Source organism: Apilactobacillus pseudapinorum (assembly GCF_040369555.1).
GTDB lineage: Bacteria > Bacillota > Bacilli > Lactobacillales > Lactobacillaceae > Apilactobacillus.
This window is the reverse complement of record NZ_BAABVU010000022.1, coordinates 155,717-172,905: the sequence shown is the minus strand read 5'-3', so window position 1 is coordinate 172,905 and position 17,189 is coordinate 155,717. Positions and strand designations below refer to the sequence as shown.

Annotated in this window: 19 protein-coding genes and 1 riboswitch; of the genes, 11 read left to right on the top strand and 8 right to left on the bottom strand. The window is 31.8% G+C overall.

Going from position 1 to position 17,189, the window contains the following annotated elements; all coding sequences use genetic code 11:
- The 4 genes from ABWU86_RS04665 to msrA all read left to right on the top strand — a co-directional run bounded on the left by ABWU86_RS04665 (position 1) and on the right by msrA (position 2,847).
- Positions 1–927, top strand: a complete 927-nt coding sequence (locus ABWU86_RS04665) for a manganese-dependent inorganic pyrophosphatase (RefSeq protein WP_353321662.1) — start codon at positions 1–3, stop codon at positions 925–927.
- Between the two features lie 116 nt (positions 928–1,043).
- Entirely contained in the window at positions 1,044–1,760 is a 717-nt protein-coding gene (locus ABWU86_RS04660; protein ID WP_353321660.1) for a nicotinamide mononucleotide transporter, read from the top strand.
- 112 nt (positions 1,761–1,872) lie between these two features.
- The gene (gene msrB, locus ABWU86_RS04655) at positions 1,873–2,310 is read left to right on the top strand and encodes a peptide-methionine (R)-S-oxide reductase MsrB (protein ID WP_053949984.1); all 438 of its coding nucleotides are present in this window, start codon (positions 1,873–1,875) and stop codon (positions 2,308–2,310) included.
- Positions 2,311–2,325: 15 nt separating this feature from the next.
- Entirely contained in the window at positions 2,326–2,847 is a 522-nt protein-coding gene (gene msrA, locus ABWU86_RS04650) for a peptide-methionine (S)-S-oxide reductase MsrA (RefSeq protein WP_293792690.1), read from the top strand.
- A gap of 32 nt (positions 2,848–2,879) precedes the next feature.
- Here msrA and ABWU86_RS04645 read toward each other — a convergent pair whose 3' ends face one another.
- A complete protein-coding gene (locus tag ABWU86_RS04645) occupies positions 2,880–4,589 on the bottom strand; it encodes an NFACT RNA binding domain-containing protein (RefSeq protein WP_353321657.1) in 1,710 nt (569 codons plus the stop codon).
- Between the two features lie 159 nt (positions 4,590–4,748).
- Between ABWU86_RS04645 and ABWU86_RS04640 the strand changes: the two genes are divergently transcribed.
- From ABWU86_RS04640 to ABWU86_RS04610, 7 genes are all read left to right on the top strand, one after another.
- Entirely contained in the window at positions 4,749–5,615 is an 867-nt protein-coding gene (locus tag ABWU86_RS04640; protein ID WP_293792694.1) for a DegV family protein, read from the top strand.
- A gap of 155 nt (positions 5,616–5,770) precedes the next feature.
- Positions 5,771–5,865: riboswitch (THF riboswitch) on the top strand.
- A 65-nt stretch (positions 5,866–5,930) separates the two neighbouring features.
- The gene (locus tag ABWU86_RS04635; protein WP_353321654.1) at positions 5,931–6,476 is read left to right on the top strand and encodes a folate family ECF transporter S component; all 546 of its coding nucleotides are present in this window, start codon (positions 5,931–5,933) and stop codon (positions 6,474–6,476) included.
- A 28-nt stretch (positions 6,477–6,504) separates the two neighbouring features.
- Positions 6,505–6,975 carry a glutathione peroxidase gene (locus tag ABWU86_RS04630; protein WP_353321718.1) on the top strand — a complete coding sequence of 157 codons (471 nt, stop codon included), beginning with the start codon at positions 6,505–6,507 and terminating at the stop codon, positions 6,973–6,975.
- Positions 6,976–7,217: 242 nt separating this feature from the next.
- Positions 7,218–7,745, top strand: a complete 528-nt coding sequence (locus ABWU86_RS04625; protein WP_293792695.1) for a GNAT family N-acetyltransferase — start codon at positions 7,218–7,220, stop codon at positions 7,743–7,745.
- A gap of 174 nt (positions 7,746–7,919) precedes the next feature.
- Positions 7,920–8,405 (top strand): hypothetical protein, encoded by a 486-nt coding sequence (locus tag ABWU86_RS04620; protein WP_293792697.1) that lies wholly within the window; start codon positions 7,920–7,922, stop codon positions 8,403–8,405.
- A 146-nt stretch (positions 8,406–8,551) separates the two neighbouring features.
- On the top strand, positions 8,552–8,992 hold the full coding sequence (locus tag ABWU86_RS04615; RefSeq protein WP_293792698.1) for a hypothetical protein: 441 nt from the start codon (positions 8,552–8,554) through the stop codon (positions 8,990–8,992).
- An 11-nt stretch (positions 8,993–9,003) separates the two neighbouring features.
- Complete coding sequence (locus ABWU86_RS04610; RefSeq protein ID WP_293792699.1) at positions 9,004–9,561, top strand: hypothetical protein; 558 nt, start codon at positions 9,004–9,006, stop codon at positions 9,559–9,561.
- 33 nt (positions 9,562–9,594) lie between these two features.
- Here ABWU86_RS04610 and ABWU86_RS04605 read toward each other — a convergent pair whose 3' ends face one another.
- The 7 genes from ABWU86_RS04605 to ABWU86_RS04575 are packed head-to-tail and all read right to left on the bottom strand — an operon-like array spanning position 9,595 to position 17,176.
- Complete coding sequence (locus tag ABWU86_RS04605) at positions 9,595–12,090, bottom strand: carbamoyl phosphate synthase preATP-grasp domain-containing protein (protein ID WP_353321650.1); 2,496 nt, start codon at positions 12,088–12,090, stop codon at positions 9,595–9,597.
- A gap of 3 nt (positions 12,091–12,093) precedes the next feature.
- Positions 12,094–13,167 carry a carbamoyl phosphate synthase small subunit gene (locus ABWU86_RS04600; protein ID WP_353321648.1) on the bottom strand — a complete coding sequence of 358 codons (1,074 nt, stop codon included), beginning with the start codon at positions 13,165–13,167 and terminating at the stop codon, positions 12,094–12,096.
- Between the two features lie 32 nt (positions 13,168–13,199).
- The gene (gene pyrR / locus ABWU86_RS04595) at positions 13,200–13,727 is read right to left on the bottom strand and encodes a bifunctional pyr operon transcriptional regulator/uracil phosphoribosyltransferase PyrR (RefSeq protein WP_053949994.1); all 528 of its coding nucleotides are present in this window, start codon (positions 13,725–13,727) and stop codon (positions 13,200–13,202) included.
- Between the two features lie 11 nt (positions 13,728–13,738).
- On the bottom strand, positions 13,739–14,641 hold the full coding sequence (locus ABWU86_RS04590) for an RluA family pseudouridine synthase (RefSeq protein WP_353321716.1): 903 nt from the start codon (positions 14,639–14,641) through the stop codon (positions 13,739–13,741).
- 10 nt (positions 14,642–14,651) lie between these two features.
- A complete protein-coding gene (gene lspA, locus ABWU86_RS04585) occupies positions 14,652–15,104 on the bottom strand; it encodes a signal peptidase II (protein ID WP_293792704.1) in 453 nt (150 codons plus the stop codon).
- A 10-nt stretch (positions 15,105–15,114) separates the two neighbouring features.
- Complete coding sequence (locus ABWU86_RS04580; protein WP_293792705.1) at positions 15,115–16,770, bottom strand: formate--tetrahydrofolate ligase; 1,656 nt, start codon at positions 16,768–16,770, stop codon at positions 15,115–15,117.
- 22 nt (positions 16,771–16,792) lie between these two features.
- Entirely contained in the window at positions 16,793–17,176 is a 384-nt protein-coding gene (locus tag ABWU86_RS04575) for an EbsA family protein (protein ID WP_293792707.1), read from the bottom strand.
- Positions 17,177–17,189 lie beyond the last annotated feature (13 nt).

Genomic DNA, 17,189 nt, shown 5'->3' with positions numbered 1-17,189 from the left:
ATGGCTAAAGAATTAGTTTTCGGACACCAAAGTCCAGATACTGATGCAATTTGTGCAGCTATCGAATATGCATATCTACAAAACAAATTAGGTTACGATGTTGAAGCAGTTGCTTTAGGTACACCTAGTGAAGAAACTAAATTTGTTTTAGACTACTTTAAACAAGATACACCTCGTGTAATTAGTGAAGCTTCATCAGAAGTTGAATCTGTTATGCTAGTGGATCATAATGAACCTCAACAAAGTGTTTCAGATATTGATAAATTAACTGTAACTCATGTTGTTGATCATCACAGAATTGCAGATTTTAATACTGAAAAACCAGTATTTTATCGCGCAGAACCAGTTGGTTGTGTAAGTACTGTAATTTTTGAAATGTTTAACGAAAAAAATGTTGAAATTCCTGAAAAATTAGCAGGACTAATGCTATCAGCAATCATTTCTGATACATTATTACTAAAATCACCAACAACTACAGATGTTGACAAGAAAGCAGTTGAAGCATTAGCTAAGATTGCTAATGTTGACTACGAAGAATACGGTATCAAGATGCTAAAAGCTGGTACTAACGTTGATGCTAGATCTGATAAAGACCTAATTGACGGTGATGCTAAGTCATTCACTATGGGTGGTAAAGCTGTTCGTATCGACCAAATTAACACTGTTGATGTTAACGACGTCTTAAAACGTAAAGCTGATTTACTAAAAGCTATGGAAGAAGAAGCAAAAGCTGAAGGATATGATTTATTCTTAGTTATTGCTACTAATGTTTTAGACAGCAACTCAGAAGCCATTGTATATGGTGAACCTAAAGATGCTGTTGAAAAAGCATTTAACCAAACTATTTCTGACGACACAATTGCCTTACCAGGTGTTGTATCAAGAAAGAAACAAGTTGTTCCTCAATTAACTGATGTTTTAGATTAGTATTAGGACGGTAAAAAGCACATCCTAGAGATGTGCTTTTTATTTATATAAAATATCTGACAGCGTTGCATCCGGAATACGGCTGTCTCAAATAAAAACAATAGGAGATTTTCAAAATGGTAAAAGTATTAAGAAATTTAGCAACTTCAAGAGTGATGGATTTATTAGGAATTGTAATTATATTTATTTGTGCATTTCTATCAGGATATCTATTTGAATCACTTAATGATGTGACTCATTGGGGACACTGGGCAATTTTTGTTCCATTTGGTTTAATTAGTGCATTTGATGCTTGTATGTCTATTATGTCTACTAGATTAGTTGGTCGATTTAGTAATTGGGGTAATTGGATAGGAGTTCCTGAGATTATCTTGGGTTGTATTATTGATTACTTACTTGGTAATCATGGTGCAATTTTAACTTACCCAATTAGTTTTATTATTCAGATCTGGGCAATTAAGACATGGACAAATTCTGATAAATTTAAGAAATCAAACTTAATGAATACTGCTAAAGGTAAAATACTTTTCGTCTTTTTATCTCTATTATCATTGTTATTTAGCTTTGGTATCAATTACATTGGATACGGTCAACTTAACTCATCTGATTCCGTCCTATATGTATTAACAAGTTTTGTATTTGGGATTTCATTAATCGCAAATATTATGAATGCCATGAAGATTTCAACACAATGGAAATTCTGGCTATTATACGACTTTATTCAATTAGCTAAGGCATTTAGTCAATTTAATTTTGCAAACGTTGGAAAATACATTTATTACATTCTAATGGCACTTGCTGGTAATGCATATTGGGGTAAGGATGCCGAATAATATATTGTGCTAATGAGTTGCAATATTTTCAATATTCGTTATCATTATAGATATGTCGTGTACGATATATCAGCATTTGATATGTCATAATTAAGCAAAGGAGCTGTTAATTATGAAAAAATACAGTGAAGAAGAATTAAGAAGTCGTTTAACAGACGAACAATATGAAGTTACTCAAAACGCTGGTACTGAAAGACCATTTACAAATGAATTCGATGATTTTTTTGAAGATGGATTATATGTAGATATTGTTTCAGGTGAACCATTGTTTACATCAAAAGATAAGTACAACTCAGGATGTGGATGGCCAGCATTCACTAAACCAATCGAACAAAGCAGTATTAAGAGCAATCTAGATACTTCTCACGGAATGATTAGAAATGAAGTTAGAAGTAGTGAAGCAAACTCACATTTAGGACATGTTTTCCCAGATGGACCACAAGATAAGGGTGGATTGAGATACTGCATTAACTCAGCTTCATTAAGATTTATTCCAGTTGATAAATTAGAAGAAGAAGGCTACGGTAAATACGCAGCTGAATTTAAATAAAAGGGGGATTTTATAATGAGTAAAGAAACAGCAATTTTTGCGGGTGGTTGTTTCTGGTGTATGGTTGAACCATTTGATCAACAACCAGGAATTGAAAGTGTAATCTCAGGTTATACTGGAGGACACGTTGCCAACCCAACATACGAACAAGTATGTAGCCATACTACTGGTCATACTGAAGCAGTTGAAATCACATTTGATCCAGAAATTATTTCATACAAAGAACTTGTTGAAATTTACTGGAGACAAACTGATCCAACTGATGCTGCTGGTCAATTCCAAGACCGTGGTGACAGCTACCGTCCAGTAATCTTCGTAAATAGCGAAGAACAAAGAGAAGTGGCAGAAGCTTCTAAAAAAGCTTTAGCTGAAAGTGGCATGTTTGATGATCCAATTGTTACTTCAATTGAAGATGCAAAACCATTCTATCCAGCTGAAGATTATCACCAAGACTTCTACAAAAAGAACCCATTACGAGCACAAATAGAAGAATTAGGTGGTCGTCAACAATTTAAAGATACAAAATGGGCTAGATAACAAAAAAAGATTGCCAATCGGCAATCTTTTTTTTATTTGTTCTTTCTTAAGTTATCAACGAATTCTTTGCTAGGAGTGACATAAATTGTTTGTTGACCTTCATATATAACGAAGCCAGGTTTTGATCCGTTAGGTTTTCTAATTTTTTTAACCTGAACATAGTCAACTGGAACGGTTGCTGAATCACGTGCTTTAGAGAAATATGCTGCAAGCATAGCAGCGTCTTCAATCGTTTTATCATCCGGATTAAAGTCTTTAATAATAACGTGTGATCCATGAATCTTTTGAGTATGCAACCAAGTGTCACGTTTATCAGCATCTTTCATTGTTAACTTATCGTTTTGCAAATTATTTTTACCAACAAGAATATGAACACCTTCATCAGTAATAAATTCTTCAGGCTTACTAATTTTAGTATTGGTAGTTTTTTTGTTTGAATGATTATTATGATGTTTTAAATAACCTTCATTTTCAAATTCAACTTTTATGTCATCTAAGTCAGATGGATTAGCAAGTTCAATTTGAGATAAGATATTATCAAAATAATTGATTTCATTATTCGTCTTTTCAAGTTGATCAGTAACATAAGATACAGCATTCTTTTCTTTTTGATATCTTTTGAAATACTTTTGTGCATTTTCTGATGGAGAAATTTGGTTAGAAATACTAATTTCAATCGGATTACCATTATCATAAAAGTTAGGAAGGGTGATTTTAGTCATCCCTTTTTTAATTTCATGTAGATAGGTCGTTAAAATTTCTCCTTTAATTCTATAATCATCAGCGTATTTCGTGTTTTCTAAAGTCTTTTCCAACTTTTTCTTTTTAGTTTTGTTTTTCTTAAGTTCAGATTTAGCCACTTTGATTAAAACACTACCTTGTTGCTTAACGCGATCTAATCTAGCTTTAGTTTCATAAAAATGATCAAGAAGTTCACTTAAAGAGTTAAAGGTTGTAGCTTTTTCTTCAAAAGGATAAACTGTAAAAATTGCTGATCCATTATGTTCAATCAGTGTAGGATTTGGATTATCAAAAAATGAAAAGAATTCACTGAATCCATCTCTATGATTTGTACTAACATGCATCATTTTTGCTAAAAATAGTGATGTATCCTTTCCTAAACCTTGAAATGTTTTACGAAATTCAGTAGATAAAACTTCTTGGTTAGGATAGTTAGAAAGCAATGTTTCCACTATGTTAAAGTCAAAGTCATCACTGAATGGATTAATCATATTTTGGTTTGGAGGGGTGATGTAGGTATCTCCTGGTAAAATGGTTCTATATCTATTCTTATCAGCACCAATGCGTTTAATAGCGTCAATAATACGCATATCATCTTGAGTATCTACTAAAATAATATTACTATGACGAGCCATAATTTCTACAACTAACATCATTTCTTTGAGGTCACCAATTTCATTGCGTGTTGTAAAATGAAAAACCATTACTCGATCATTATCAACTTGAGTAACTTTTTTTAAAATTGATCCGCTTAGATGTTTTCTCAATGTCATTGTAAAATTAGTTGGAACCTTGGGATTAACATATGAAGTTCTTGAAACTTGTACACGTGCATAGTTAGGGTTCGCAGAAATTAAAATAGGGTAATTTTCATGGTTAGATCTAATTGTGATAACGACTTCATTATCATAAGGTTGATTAATTTTTGAAATTCGACCACCAGTAACTAGGTTATTTAATTCAGCGACCATAGCATGTGTGAATGAACCATCAAATGACATTTTATCATCTCTCTTTCGTTAAAAATCTTATAATATAGTATAACTTAAATAAGCTATACTTAGCAAAAATAACAGAGTTCTCATGATATAAAACTGGTTTAATGTTATAATTTTTATATAAATTAAAAGATCGTATTAAGATTAAAAGGATGATAAATAATGAAAATTGCAATCGTAACAGATAGTACTTCTTACTTATCAAAAGAAGAGCAAGAAAAATATGGCATTCATATTATTCCAATGCCTGTCATGATTGATGGTAAGAGTTATGAAGAAGAGGTAAATATCTCAACCGAGGAATTCTATGAAAAATTGAAGAATTCGCAATCATTCCCAAGTACTTCTCAACCTGCTATGGGAGAATTAATCAATATGTACAATAGTCTAGCTGAAGAGGGATACGATGCAGTTATCAGTATTCATTTAGCAAGTACTATTTCTGGGTTCTTTAATTCACTATCCGCGTTAGCACCCACTATTGAAAATATTAAAGTAATTCCTTACAATTCAAAAATTACAGTAAAATTAATGGGGAACTTGGTAATTGAAGCTGCTAAACAGGTTGAAGCAGGTAAATCAATTGAAGAAGTTATTGAACACTTAGATATGGTTAGAGATACCATTGATGAAATTTTTGTTGTAGATGATTTGCAAAACCTAGTTAGAGGTGGAAGACTGTCAAATGCTTCAGCGTTTTTAGGTAGTTTGTTAAAAATTAAACCTCTTCTAACATTTGATAAGCAATCAAACGAAATTGTAGCTTTTGAAAAAGTTCGTTCTCGTAAAAAAGCATTAAAGAGAACTGAAGAACTATTTAAAGAAGCAATTGATAAAGTTGATTATCCAGTAAAAGCCATCGTTATTAATGGAAATGATCCTGAAGCTGGACACGAATGGAAAGAAAGTATTCAGTCTATTTATCCTGATATGAAGATTGAAGAAAGTTATTTTGGTCCAGTTATTGGAACTCATTTAGGAAATAAATCATTAGCATTAGCCTGGATGATTGATACAGAAACCAAATAAGTTAATATTTTACATTAAATAAACGTACTTAATTAGAATTTTAGGGTTATTATTCACCAAAACACAAACATTAATTGAACAAAAGTATAAAATGTTAGTTGTTTTATGTTTTTATAAATGATAATATAGATGTTGCAAGTTATTTTGCAAAAAATTTAGGAGTAGGGTTATATGCGTAAAGTGCTAGTGGAACGGAATGTGAACGCTAGACGAAAACTACGGTTGCGATGTATATCCCGCATTCGCCACAACGTTTTTATAATATCGTTTTTATAATGATTTAGTGGCAGCTCCACTAGGAGATGTCTTGTTTTTATGAATGTTTCAACTTTATTTAGAGTTCCACGTATTAACGTTAGGGACGCATCAACAATTGCTATTTTAATGGCATTGTCATATGTATTAGGAAAATTTGGAATACACACTCCAATCGTTGTATTTACTTTCTCATTCCTAGTTACAGCTGTAATGGCATCCATGTATGGACCAATCATTTCAGCAGTAGTAGCAGGGGTCTGTGATGTAATGTTTACACTATTGAGTGGACAAATGTACTTACCAGGTTTTACTCTATCTGCAATGACTGCAGCATTTATCTTTGGACTATTTTTATACAAAAATGAAAAATTCAGTCCATGGAAAGCAATTGTAGCTCAATTAATTATTACCTTATTGGTAAACACATTTATGAATACTTTATTCTTAACTTTATCACCATTAACATCAGGATACAGTTTTAAAGTATTTATCATGACTAGACTAGTAAAACAAGTTATTACAACACCAATTCAAATGGTATTGCTTGTTGTTGTTCTAGGTAACCCAATCATGCAAAAACTAATTAAGTCTTGTTGGAAATAATAAATTCGATTGAGAGTGAAGTTATATGATTAAAAATTTTTACGATTTTAAGTTAACTGAAATGAATGGATCAAACATTGATTTTAATGATTTAAAAAATAAGGTAGTACTTGTTGTTAATACAGCAAGTAAGTGTGGTCTTGCAGGACAATTAAAAGATCTACAATACTTATACGATAAATATAAAGACGATAATTTTGTTATCATTGGCGTTCCATCAAATCAATTCCACATGGAGTTAAAAGATGATCAAAAGACCAGTGAATATTGCCAATTACACTACGGTGTAACTTTCCCAATGAGCAAACAAGTGAAAGTTAACGGTAAAGATGAATTACCATTATTTACTTACTTGAAAAATGCTTCAGGTAAAGGCCGTATAAAGTTTAACTATACTAAATTTTTAATTAATAAGAATGGTGAATTTATTAAAAGATATTCACCATTAAAGAATCCTCGTAAGTTCGAACAAGATATTATTAGTGAACTTAATCAATAATTAAAAGCATCCATTAAATTGGATGCTTTTTCATTTTTTACTATTAATTAATTGCAAATATATAAAGGGGGAATGTGTGAAATGTTTCTCTATTTAATTTTATCTATCTACTTTACATAATATATATTATGCGAAGTAACCTAAAAAGTAAGAAAGAAACAGCATTTTTAATTTTATTACTGTAATTATTGATTTCGTAAATAATATGTTAAACTTGTATAAAATGTTGAAAGGATTTTTATATGATTTCATTTTCCGAAATTAAAGATTTAAACGAGTCAAATTATTGGCATCAGTTATATAATGACTCTTTTCCAGATTATGAAAAAATTTCATTTGATGATTTAATACAGCTTGCTGATTCTGATCATCGTATTAAAATGTATTTGATTAAGCATAACAATAAACATGCTGGTATCTTATATCTAGTTGATTTAAATGATAAGGCCTTTATTTTATACTTTGCTATTGATTCTAGTATTCGTGGCCAAGGACTTGGTAAATTGGTTCTTAATGCTTTAAATAGCAAATTTAAGGATGGTTTTATATTAGAATGTGAATCTACAATTGGTAGCTTTGCTAATTCTAAACAACGTGATGCTAGATATCGTTTTTATATCAAGAATGGACTAATTGACACAAACTTATTTTCAATTGATTCTGGCGAAAAGTTCCACCTACTTACTTCTAATAAAGATTGTACTAAGGATGATTATCTTTATGCGAATAAGTTACTTGGAATATCTGTAGATGTGATTAATCATAAATAAGGTGAAATTTAGGGAGCTCTGTGCTGCGAGTTTTTATATTAATGTGTATAGTTATACATTAAATTGCAGTGTAATGCGCCCTTTTATTTTTATTTAATTTTTGAAGGCAAATTAATCTTAGTTTTAAGGTTCATATGATAGAATGCATACATATTATGGAATTGGAGAGTTATTATGAAAATATTTAAACGAAGCAGAAAATTTTATCTGTTTGCTTTTGTAGTGATTGTTTTAATTGGATTGGGAATTAGAAACACGATTGATAATGGTAAGTTCTATCAATTTACCAATAATAATGCTAGCTTGCTAGTTAAGGCTGATCAAAAAGGAAAAGTTATTTGGAAGCTTAGAAGCAGCGACTCAAACGTTACATATTTATTCTTTAATAAGGATAATCAAGTTTTAATTGCTGAAGATAAATCAGATTTAAATGGAATATACAAGAATCCTAATAATTACAGTGATGACGTTGGAACATATCAAAATAATGGTGGCGAAATCACGTTTAACATCAAGTATGATGAAGAACAAGTCAACATTAAGATATATAACTTGAAGAAGGTTAACAATAACAAATTTAAAGGAGTTATTGAAACTGATTCTGAAAGTACATCCTTTAAACAAAATGCGACAATCAGCAAGGATGGATATATTAAATAAATTATTGATTAAAGACCCCTTTTTATATAAAGGTGGTCTTTTTATTTTGCATACATCTATACATTAAAACTAATGGATATATATTATTCACCTTTATTATGATATACTTATAGATAGATTATATATAAAAACAGGGGGATTCATATATGTCTAATATTACAAACTTTAAGAAATCACATAAAAATGCTTTTTATGCGATAATTGCAGTTATCGTTATTTTAATTTTGCTCGGAGTAAAAAATGTTATTACGAGTGGAAATGTTTTTAGCGCATCAGAAGCACCTACATCTTTAATTAAGCAATCTATTAAAGATCACACTTTATGGAAAGTTACATATAAAGATGAAGATAACGAAGACGCCACTATCTACTTCTATTTGGATTCAGATGAAGCTCATTATAAAGATGATGAATACCATATTGCAATGGTTTCAAACTCAACTGATTATAAATTAACAGATGATAGCTTTAGTCTTTCTTCTTTAAAGTTCACTGATTTAGAGACCAACGGTAAAAACATCGACGCTACTTTAGGTAATCAAAGAGTAACCATTAAAAATACCGGTGATAAAATTTCTGACGATTAGGAGTGAACATTATGGGATTTATTTCAGCATTTAAAGAAGCACATAAAAACCTTTTTTATTTAATTACTGTCTTGATTTCAGTTACAGTTGTTGTTGGTGTTAGAAATCAAGTTGTTAACGGTAGTCCTACACAACTGGGACCTACCCCAGCTAAAATCATTCAAGAAACTACTGAAAAGAAAACCATTTGGACATTTTCTTACAATGATAATAACTTTTATTTATACTTTCTTAATGATAAAGACGTTTTATATTCAGATGACTTAAGTAATTTCTCAATGGCTTATAAATATCCAGAATATGATAAGTGGACTAATGGTGAAAAATGTTCATACAGTTTAAGTAATAACCAATTAATTATCAATCAACCCAGTGATGGTGATGATACAAATGGTGAATCCTTAACAATAACATTCTCTAACTTACAATTAGATAGTCATAATAACATTCAAGCTCAGGTATCAGCTAAACCAACAAATGATAGCGATAACAGATCCGTTAATGGTATTAGTGTCGTATTAAATAACACTGGGCGAACACCTGATGATAAATATTTTGAAAACAATTAATAAAAAAGACATTTCAAAAATGAAATGTCTTTTTTAATCTTCAATTTTAAATTTTATTCTAGCCCCTACTTCTTGAGAACTATTCGCATGATCAACTTTGACGTTTAATTGTTTAAATGGGAATGTTGCTTGCATTTGCGTGGTTCTATTTGAAACATCAGGCATAGAAGCCATAAGGGCGTCTATATCTAATTTCTTAGTATAGAATCTGACAAGGGCACGTACCCAATTAATTCCTGTCGCCCTGCTTAGGAAAATGGTTTCAGTAAGTCTTAGTGGCCTGATTCCAACGTATTCAGATTTGCCATTTTTAGTTTGATTAAACAAGATTTGAACTAAACCAATCCAATTAGAACTAGCGATATGCTCTTTAGATAGCTTAATATCTTGCTCCAAAGTACTATCATCTAAGACATACGGAGTTTCATATGCAGTAACATAGTCTAAGTCACTCTTATTATTACTAATAAGCTTTTCAGTAGATATGAAGTAACTATCTTCTTTAGTAACAAAGAAATTTAATGCATAAGTAACGTCTTTGGGTAAAACAACCCCTGTTTCTTGATCAGGTGGAAGCACTTGAACGTTTAAATTGGTATATTGCTTTAATTGTTTTAATAAGAAGTGACGATTTCCAGGAATAAATACCCTAACCGGTTTTTCCAGTTCAATTATATTAAGAATAGCTCCTAATTGAATTGGTTCAATGTATTGTTTATCACTGATTTGAGGGCTTAATGATAAAGCATTCGGGTTATTGTTCATTACAATTGTCTTGTAACCAATTCTATGAAGTTGAATTAACATCTCAGCTGTATAATAGTCAGCTGCAGTATTTGGACCAAGTTTATTTCCCCCACGTCCAATTACCAAAGCTGTCTTTTCAGATTCTTGATGCGATTCGTTTTCAACTTCATAACTACTGTAAAATGATCTAATATTTTGATCAAACTCTCCAGCTGAAGGTTCAATTGTTTTGTAAGTTGGATATTCATTTTCAGCATGATATAAAGATCTTACTGATTCAATCGGTTCTTGCCATGTTTCAGCCATCATACCATCACCAAAACCGAAATCATGTGCTACTTCGATAGTGCTAAGCTTCATTGGTTCTTTAATAATGAGCTCTTCCACATCAAGTAAAGCTCTTAACTTATAGAAATAGAATTGGTCAATCTTTGTTAACTCTTCTAATTCATCAATTTGATATCCACGTCTAAGGGCTTCAATTAACACTAGTAAACGATCAGACTTTGGATGAATTAATTGACTAATCAATTCGTCATTACTGATTTCTTTCATACTTGGTAATACATCTCTAGGAGAAAATTGAGAGCTTCTAAGCGCCTTTAGTAACGCTTCTTCAACAGTTCTTCCCACACCAATTGTAGAACCGACAGATTTCATCTTTGTACCAAGATGTTGATCAGCTTCTTGAATATTATCAAATGGCCAAACCGGCATTTTAACAACAACGTGATCTAAAGTTGGTTCCATAATTGGAGTTAAATGATGGTAATTATTATGCAACTTAATTTCATTTAATGAGTTACCCAATAATAAATTAGTACATACATAAACCAACGGATACCCTGTAGAACGAGCCGCTAAAGCAGTGTTACTGTTAATAATCGGGTTAATTTTAGTTACGTAGTAATTTGATCCATCATTGGTATCTAAAGCAAATTGAATATGACAAGGTCCAATAATGTTTAAGTAATCCATAATCTTGAAGGTCGCAGTTCTAATATTTTGATATTCAATATCATTTAAAGTTTGAACTGGAGTGATAATCATTGAATCTCCAGAATGGACTCCAACAGCATCAATATTTTCAAGTCCAGCAATTAGTATTTTAGTGTTGGTTTGATCTCTAACCCCTACTGTTTCGACCTGTTTGTATCCAACAATGCTCTTCTCAATTACGCATACACTGTCGTCTTTAAACTCATCTTCAAGTAAATCGGATAAATCTTCAGCATTATTACAAATGATTCTTTCAGTGCTTTCTCTTTGGTTAACTTTCTTGATGTTAACCGGAAAACCAATATCTCTAACCACAGCAAAAGCTTCAGATTCACTGCGAATTATTTTAGATGGAACTGCAGGTTCAGAAACGCTGTTAATTGCAGCTTTCATTTTATCTGGACTATTTAAAACCTTTAATGATTCCTTTGAAATACCTAATACTTTTACATTTAGGTCATCTAGGATTCCTTGATTAATCAATTCTTGAGCAACATGAACAGCCCTTAGTCCACCTGTAATTGGAATAAGAGCGTCTGGTTGTTCTTTATTTAAAACATCAATTACGTTTTTTACATTAATTTCTTTGATAAAAATGTTAGCTGGTTGAACTTCAGAAAGAGTTAATGAAAATGGATTGTTATCCATTACTAGTACTGATATGCCTAGTTTTTTTAAGGCTACCATCATTTGAAATGCTGATGCATCTAGTTCAGTTTCACTACCAATTTTAGAAGGTCCTCCACCTAGAATTAATACCTTTTTTATTTCATTATCGATCATGTGTTATCTCCTTTGTGAGCTAACGTTTTCTAGAAATTCTTCAAATGTATCCGCACTGTCTTGTGGTCCGGGACCTCCATCTGGAGAAAATTGTACTGAAAAAGCAGGATAATCACGATGTCTAATTCCTTGAACGGTTCCATTCACTAGGTCAACGTATGTGATTAATAATTGATCATGAATAATGGATTTAGGGTCAACAGCGTATCCCTCACTTTGTGAAGCATAAATAATTTGATTAGTAATAATTTGTCGAATTGGATGATTGCTACCGTGGTGTTCACCATCTAGTTTATAGACATTAGCACCATTGGCCAATGCAAATAATTCATGACCTAATCCCATTGAGAACATTGGAATTTCCTTTTGAACATCCTTAATCATGTCTAAAACAGAACTAGGTAAGTCTAAAGGTGATCCTGGTCCAGTGGATAAAACTACGCCATCAGGATCTAGGTCAAAAATGGACTTGCTAGAAGTATCCCAAGGCATGACGATAACATTACAGTCAAGGTCAGCTAACTTTCTTAAAATACCGTATTTTAGCCCAAAATCAATTAGTACAATATTGTTACCATCACCAGTGTTTGGAAATGGTGATGTTGTAGAAACTTGCTTAACTTGTTGATTGGTTAAAACAGTTGCATGTAATTGATCAAAGGCATGTTCATCATCAATATCAACAATACTTGCCTTCATTGTTGGCTTTTTATTTAGTCTACGGGTTAATTCACGGGTATCAATTCCAGCAATTCCTGGGATGTTATGTTGCTTTAGGAAAAGATCTAAATTAAGATTCCCTAATCGATTAGTAGAAACATTAGAATATTCCTTTACCACAACACCCTTAGTATTGGTTACGATTGCTTCAAAACTTTTGTGATTAATCCCAGTATTACCAATTGATGGTTGGGTGAAAACGATGATTTGATTATGGTAAATTTGATTTGTTATAACTTCTTGATAGCCTAACATATTAGAATTTACAATAATTTCACCAGTGGTGGTAGCTTCTGCACCAAAGCCTTTTCCCTTATATGATGTTCCATCTTCTAATATTAAATATCTAGTGGTCATAACAATGTCTCCTTAAATGAATTATTTAAGAGTTACTTTTCATCAATTTCTACTGAGTCTTGATCATCAATTTCATCTACTTGAACTTGAATGATTTCTTGTTTAGAAGTTGGAATATTTTTACCAACAAAATCAGCTCTAATTGGTAATTCACGATGACCTCTGTCAACTAAAACAGCTAAACGAATGTTATTAGGTCTTCCCAATTCAGCAATCGCTGATAAAGCTGCATTGATAGTTCTACCAGTAAATAATACGTCATCTACTAAGATGATGTTTTTATCCTTCAATGAAACTTCATTATCAGATAGGACTTCTGGTTCATTATTAGTGTGTTGGATGTCATCACGATACTTAGTAACATCAATTCCAACTACAGGAACTTCTTTGTTTTCTAATTTTTGTAAACGATTAGCGATACGTTTAGCAAGATAAATTCCACGAGTTTTAATACCAACTAAAACTAGGTTATTTACCCCTTTATTTTTTTCGATAATTTCATAAGTAATTCTGGTTAATGCTCTTTGCATTGCCATTTTATCTACGACGACTTTACTCAAGATGGTTCCTCCTATTGAATCTTATATTTATTTCTTAATTTAGTAATTGTTTGTTCAAAAATTTCAGGTAATGGTGTTTCAAAAACAAGTTGCTCATTAGTTACTGGATGAACGAATCCTAGCTTTTTAGCATGTAAGAATTGACCATTTCCTTGGATAGTATTTTTGGGACCATATAATGGATCTCCTACTAGTGGATGACCAATATATTTCATATGCACTCTGATTTGATGAGTTCTACCAGTTTCTAGAATACAAGATACTAATGTGTACTCTCCACCGAATCTTTCTAAGACTTTAAAGTGAGTAACTGCATTCTTACCGTCCTCAACAATCCCTTGTTTTTTACGATCTTTTTTAGATCTACCAATTGGTGCATTGATTACCCCACTATTTTCTTTTATGTTTCCATGGACTAATGCAATGTATTCACGAATGTTTGATTTATCTTTTAGTTGTTGTGACAAACTCTCATGAGCATGATTGTTCTTTGCAATCATCAATAAACCAGAAGTATCCTTATCAATTCGATGGACGATTCCTGGTCTATATGTACCATTGATTGTTGATAATGGGCTATGAAATAATAGCGCATTAACTAAAGTATGATTAGGATGACCGGCTGAGGGATGAACTACCATACCCTGTGGCTTGTTAACTACTAAGACATCGTCATCTTCGTATACAATATCTAATGGAATATCTTCTGGCTCAACATTCATAGTTTCTGGCTCAGGGATTTCAACCGTAATTTGATCATCAATTTTGACATCATATTTAGGCTTTTTCTTTTCACCATTAACAAGAACCAGACCATCTTCAATTAATGATTTCGCTCTTGCACGGCTTAAATCCTCAATGTTATCAGTAATGGACTTATCAAGTCTAACATTACCCTCTGTTACTGTATAAATTACTGTATTACTAATCTAAATCACCATCTCTTAATATTGCAATGAATAGGATAACAATTCCAAAAGTGATACAAATGTCTGCAAAGTTAAAGATTGGGAAATTAATGAAATCAACTTGGAACATGTCTACTACATATCCGTCAAATAAGCGATTAATAAAATTACCAATAATTCCTGACAGTAAAATTGTTAAACTAACTACATATAATTTTCTATTCTTTAATTTTATCATAAAGTAGATAACCGCAACGACAGCAACAAATGTAATGATTGAGAACAACCATTGTTGTCCCTGTAAAATACTCCAAGCAGCACCACTGTTATGGATGTTTGCAATGGATAATACTCCAGGGATGAACGGTTTTGCTGTATTTTCTATAATATTAGCAGAAATCCAAATTTTTATAATTTGATCAATTCCTACTAAAGCGATAACACTTAAGATAATATATAAAATCGGCATGCTTTAACTCCTAAAACAATCCTGTAATTTTTCCATCGTTATCAATGTCCATATTTAAGGCAGCTGGATGAGATGGAAGACCAGGCATTGTAAGTATTTTTCCGGTTAATGCAACAATGAAACCAGCACCTAGTTTAGGTTGAAGTTCGCTTACGTTAATAGTGAAATCTTCAGGTGCACCTAATTGTTTTGCATCATCTGAGAATGAATATTGTGTTTTGGCGACACAGATTGGTAATTTATCCCAACCATATTTTTCCATTGTTTTTAATTGTCGTTTTGCTTTCGCGCTTAAAACAACGTTCTTACCATGATAAATCTTAGTAACAATGGATTCTAACTTAACCATAAATTCATCATCATCTTCATATAATGGTTTGAATTCATCGTTATTTTCGCAAAGTTTAACTAATTCGTTTGCTAAATCGGTAGCACCTGCTCCACCATTTTCCCAAACAGTTGTATTAAATGGCTTTACACCTTGTTTTGTAATGTAATCGTTCAATGCATTAATTTCTTTTTCGGTATCACTTGAGAATTCGTTAATTGCAACAACAACAGGTTTGTTATATTGCTTCATATTAGCAATATGTCTACCTAAGTTCTTAGCACCTGCTAATAAAGCATCAACATTTTCTTCGTCAAGATCGTTTTTATTAACTCCACCGTTTAGCTTTAATGCTCTTACAGTTGCAACAATTACAATTGCATCTGGACGATGACCTAATTTCTTTGAAGTGATATCTAGGAACTTTTCTCCACCTAAATCAGCACCAAAACCAGCTTCTGTAATTGCGTAATCAGCATGTTGCATTGCAGCTTTTGTTGCAAGAATACTGTTACATCCATGTGCAATGTTGGCAAATGGTCCACCATGAATAAACGCTGGTGTATGTTCTAATGTTTGAACTAGGTTAGGTTTGATTGCGTCTTTTAATAGTAAAGCTAATGCCCCAGTAACACCTAAATCGTTTACTGTCACAGGTTCTCTATCATAGTTGTATCCAATCAAAATTTTACCCAGTTTATTTTTTAAATCTGCTAAATCTTCACTTAGACATAAAACAGCCATAATTTCACTTGCGACTGTAATGTCAAAACCGTCTTCTCTAGGAACACCCGATGTTCTACCACCTAATCCAATAACGACCTTTCTTAGTTCACGGTCATTAATATCTACGACACGCTTCCATGTAATAGTTCTAGGATCAATATTTAGTTTGTTACCATGATGAATATGATTATCAATTAATGCTGATAAAGTATCATGTGCTTCAGTAATTGCTGGAAAATCACCTGTAAAGAATAGATTGATATCTTCCATTGGTGCAACTTGTGAGTATCCACCACCTGTAGCACCACCCTTAATTCCCATAACAGGTCCTAATGATGGTTCTCTTAGTGCAATTGCACATGATTGATTAATACGATGGAATGCGTCTCCTAATCCAATTGTTAAAGTTGTCTTACCTTCTCCTGCAGCAGTTGGATTAATGGAAGTAACTAAAATTAGTTTTCCATTTTTTTCACCCTTAAAAGGTAAATTTAATTTTGCTTTATATTTACCGTATGGTTCGTATTCGTTGATTCCAATGTTTAATTGTGAAGCAATATCATTAATGTTAACTAAATCGGCTGATTGTGAAATTTCAATATCTGTTTTCATGGTAAGAACATCTCCTAGTTAATTATTTATTAATTAAATTACTTAATTCAATTACAGAATTAGATGGTAATAATAAGTCAAATTTCCTATTATTAACTACTATAGTAGCACGATGCTTAGTGAAATTAATAGAGTCAATATCAGAAAGTTTAATATCTAACCATTTAGGATTTAATACTTTGCTAATAATGATTCTGTCATCTACAACCGTTATTTTTCTAAATATAATTTGAAATAATGTGAATAGACAAAAAACTAAGAAGAAAAAGATTGTAATCCACTGGATAACAGTTACTTCTAGCCAAAAGATTATCGCGATAAATAACAATGCGAACGTCCATGTCCAGTTAATTACCGTATACAATGGTTCTGGTTGGTATAAAAATGTTCGTTTTTGGGTTATCATTAAGTAAAACCTT

Coding starts and splice junctions, on each gene's coding strand:
- msrB (WP_053949984.1), top strand. CDS start 1,873: ATGAAAAAATACAGTGAAGAAGAATTAAGAAGTCGTTTAACAGACGAA.
- ABWU86_RS04605 (WP_353321650.1), bottom strand. CDS start 12,090: ATGATCGATAATGAAATAAAAAAGGTATTAATTCTAGGTGGAGGACCT.
- ABWU86_RS04610 (WP_293792699.1), top strand. CDS start 9,004: ATGGGATTTATTTCAGCATTTAAAGAAGCACATAAAAACCTTTTTTAT.
- ABWU86_RS04615 (WP_293792698.1), top strand. CDS start 8,552: ATGTCTAATATTACAAACTTTAAGAAATCACATAAAAATGCTTTTTAT.
- ABWU86_RS04580 (WP_293792705.1), bottom strand. CDS start 16,770: ATGAAAACAGATATTGAAATTTCACAATCAGCCGATTTAGTTAACATT.
- lspA (WP_293792704.1), bottom strand. CDS start 15,104: ATGCCGATTTTATATATTATCTTAAGTGTTATCGCTTTAGTAGGAATT.
- ABWU86_RS04620 (WP_293792697.1), top strand. CDS start 7,920: ATGAAAATATTTAAACGAAGCAGAAAATTTTATCTGTTTGCTTTTGTA.
- ABWU86_RS04600 (WP_353321648.1), bottom strand. CDS start 13,167: ATGACCACTAGATATTTAATATTAGAAGATGGAACATCATATAAGGGA.
- ABWU86_RS04625 (WP_293792695.1), top strand. CDS start 7,218: ATGATTTCATTTTCCGAAATTAAAGATTTAAACGAGTCAAATTATTGG.
- ABWU86_RS04665 (WP_353321662.1), top strand. CDS start 1: ATGGCTAAAGAATTAGTTTTCGGACACCAAAGTCCAGATACTGATGCA.
- ABWU86_RS04635 (WP_353321654.1), top strand. CDS start 5,931: ATGAATGTTTCAACTTTATTTAGAGTTCCACGTATTAACGTTAGGGAC.
- ABWU86_RS04645 (WP_353321657.1), bottom strand. CDS start 4,589: ATGTCATTTGATGGTTCATTCACACATGCTATGGTCGCTGAATTAAAT.
- ABWU86_RS04660 (WP_353321660.1), top strand. CDS start 1,044: ATGGTAAAAGTATTAAGAAATTTAGCAACTTCAAGAGTGATGGATTTA.
- msrA (WP_293792690.1), top strand. CDS start 2,326: ATGAGTAAAGAAACAGCAATTTTTGCGGGTGGTTGTTTCTGGTGTATG.
- ABWU86_RS04575 (WP_293792707.1), bottom strand. CDS start 17,176: ATGATAACCCAAAAACGAACATTTTTATACCAACCAGAACCATTGTAT.
- ABWU86_RS04640 (WP_293792694.1), top strand. CDS start 4,749: ATGAAAATTGCAATCGTAACAGATAGTACTTCTTACTTATCAAAAGAA.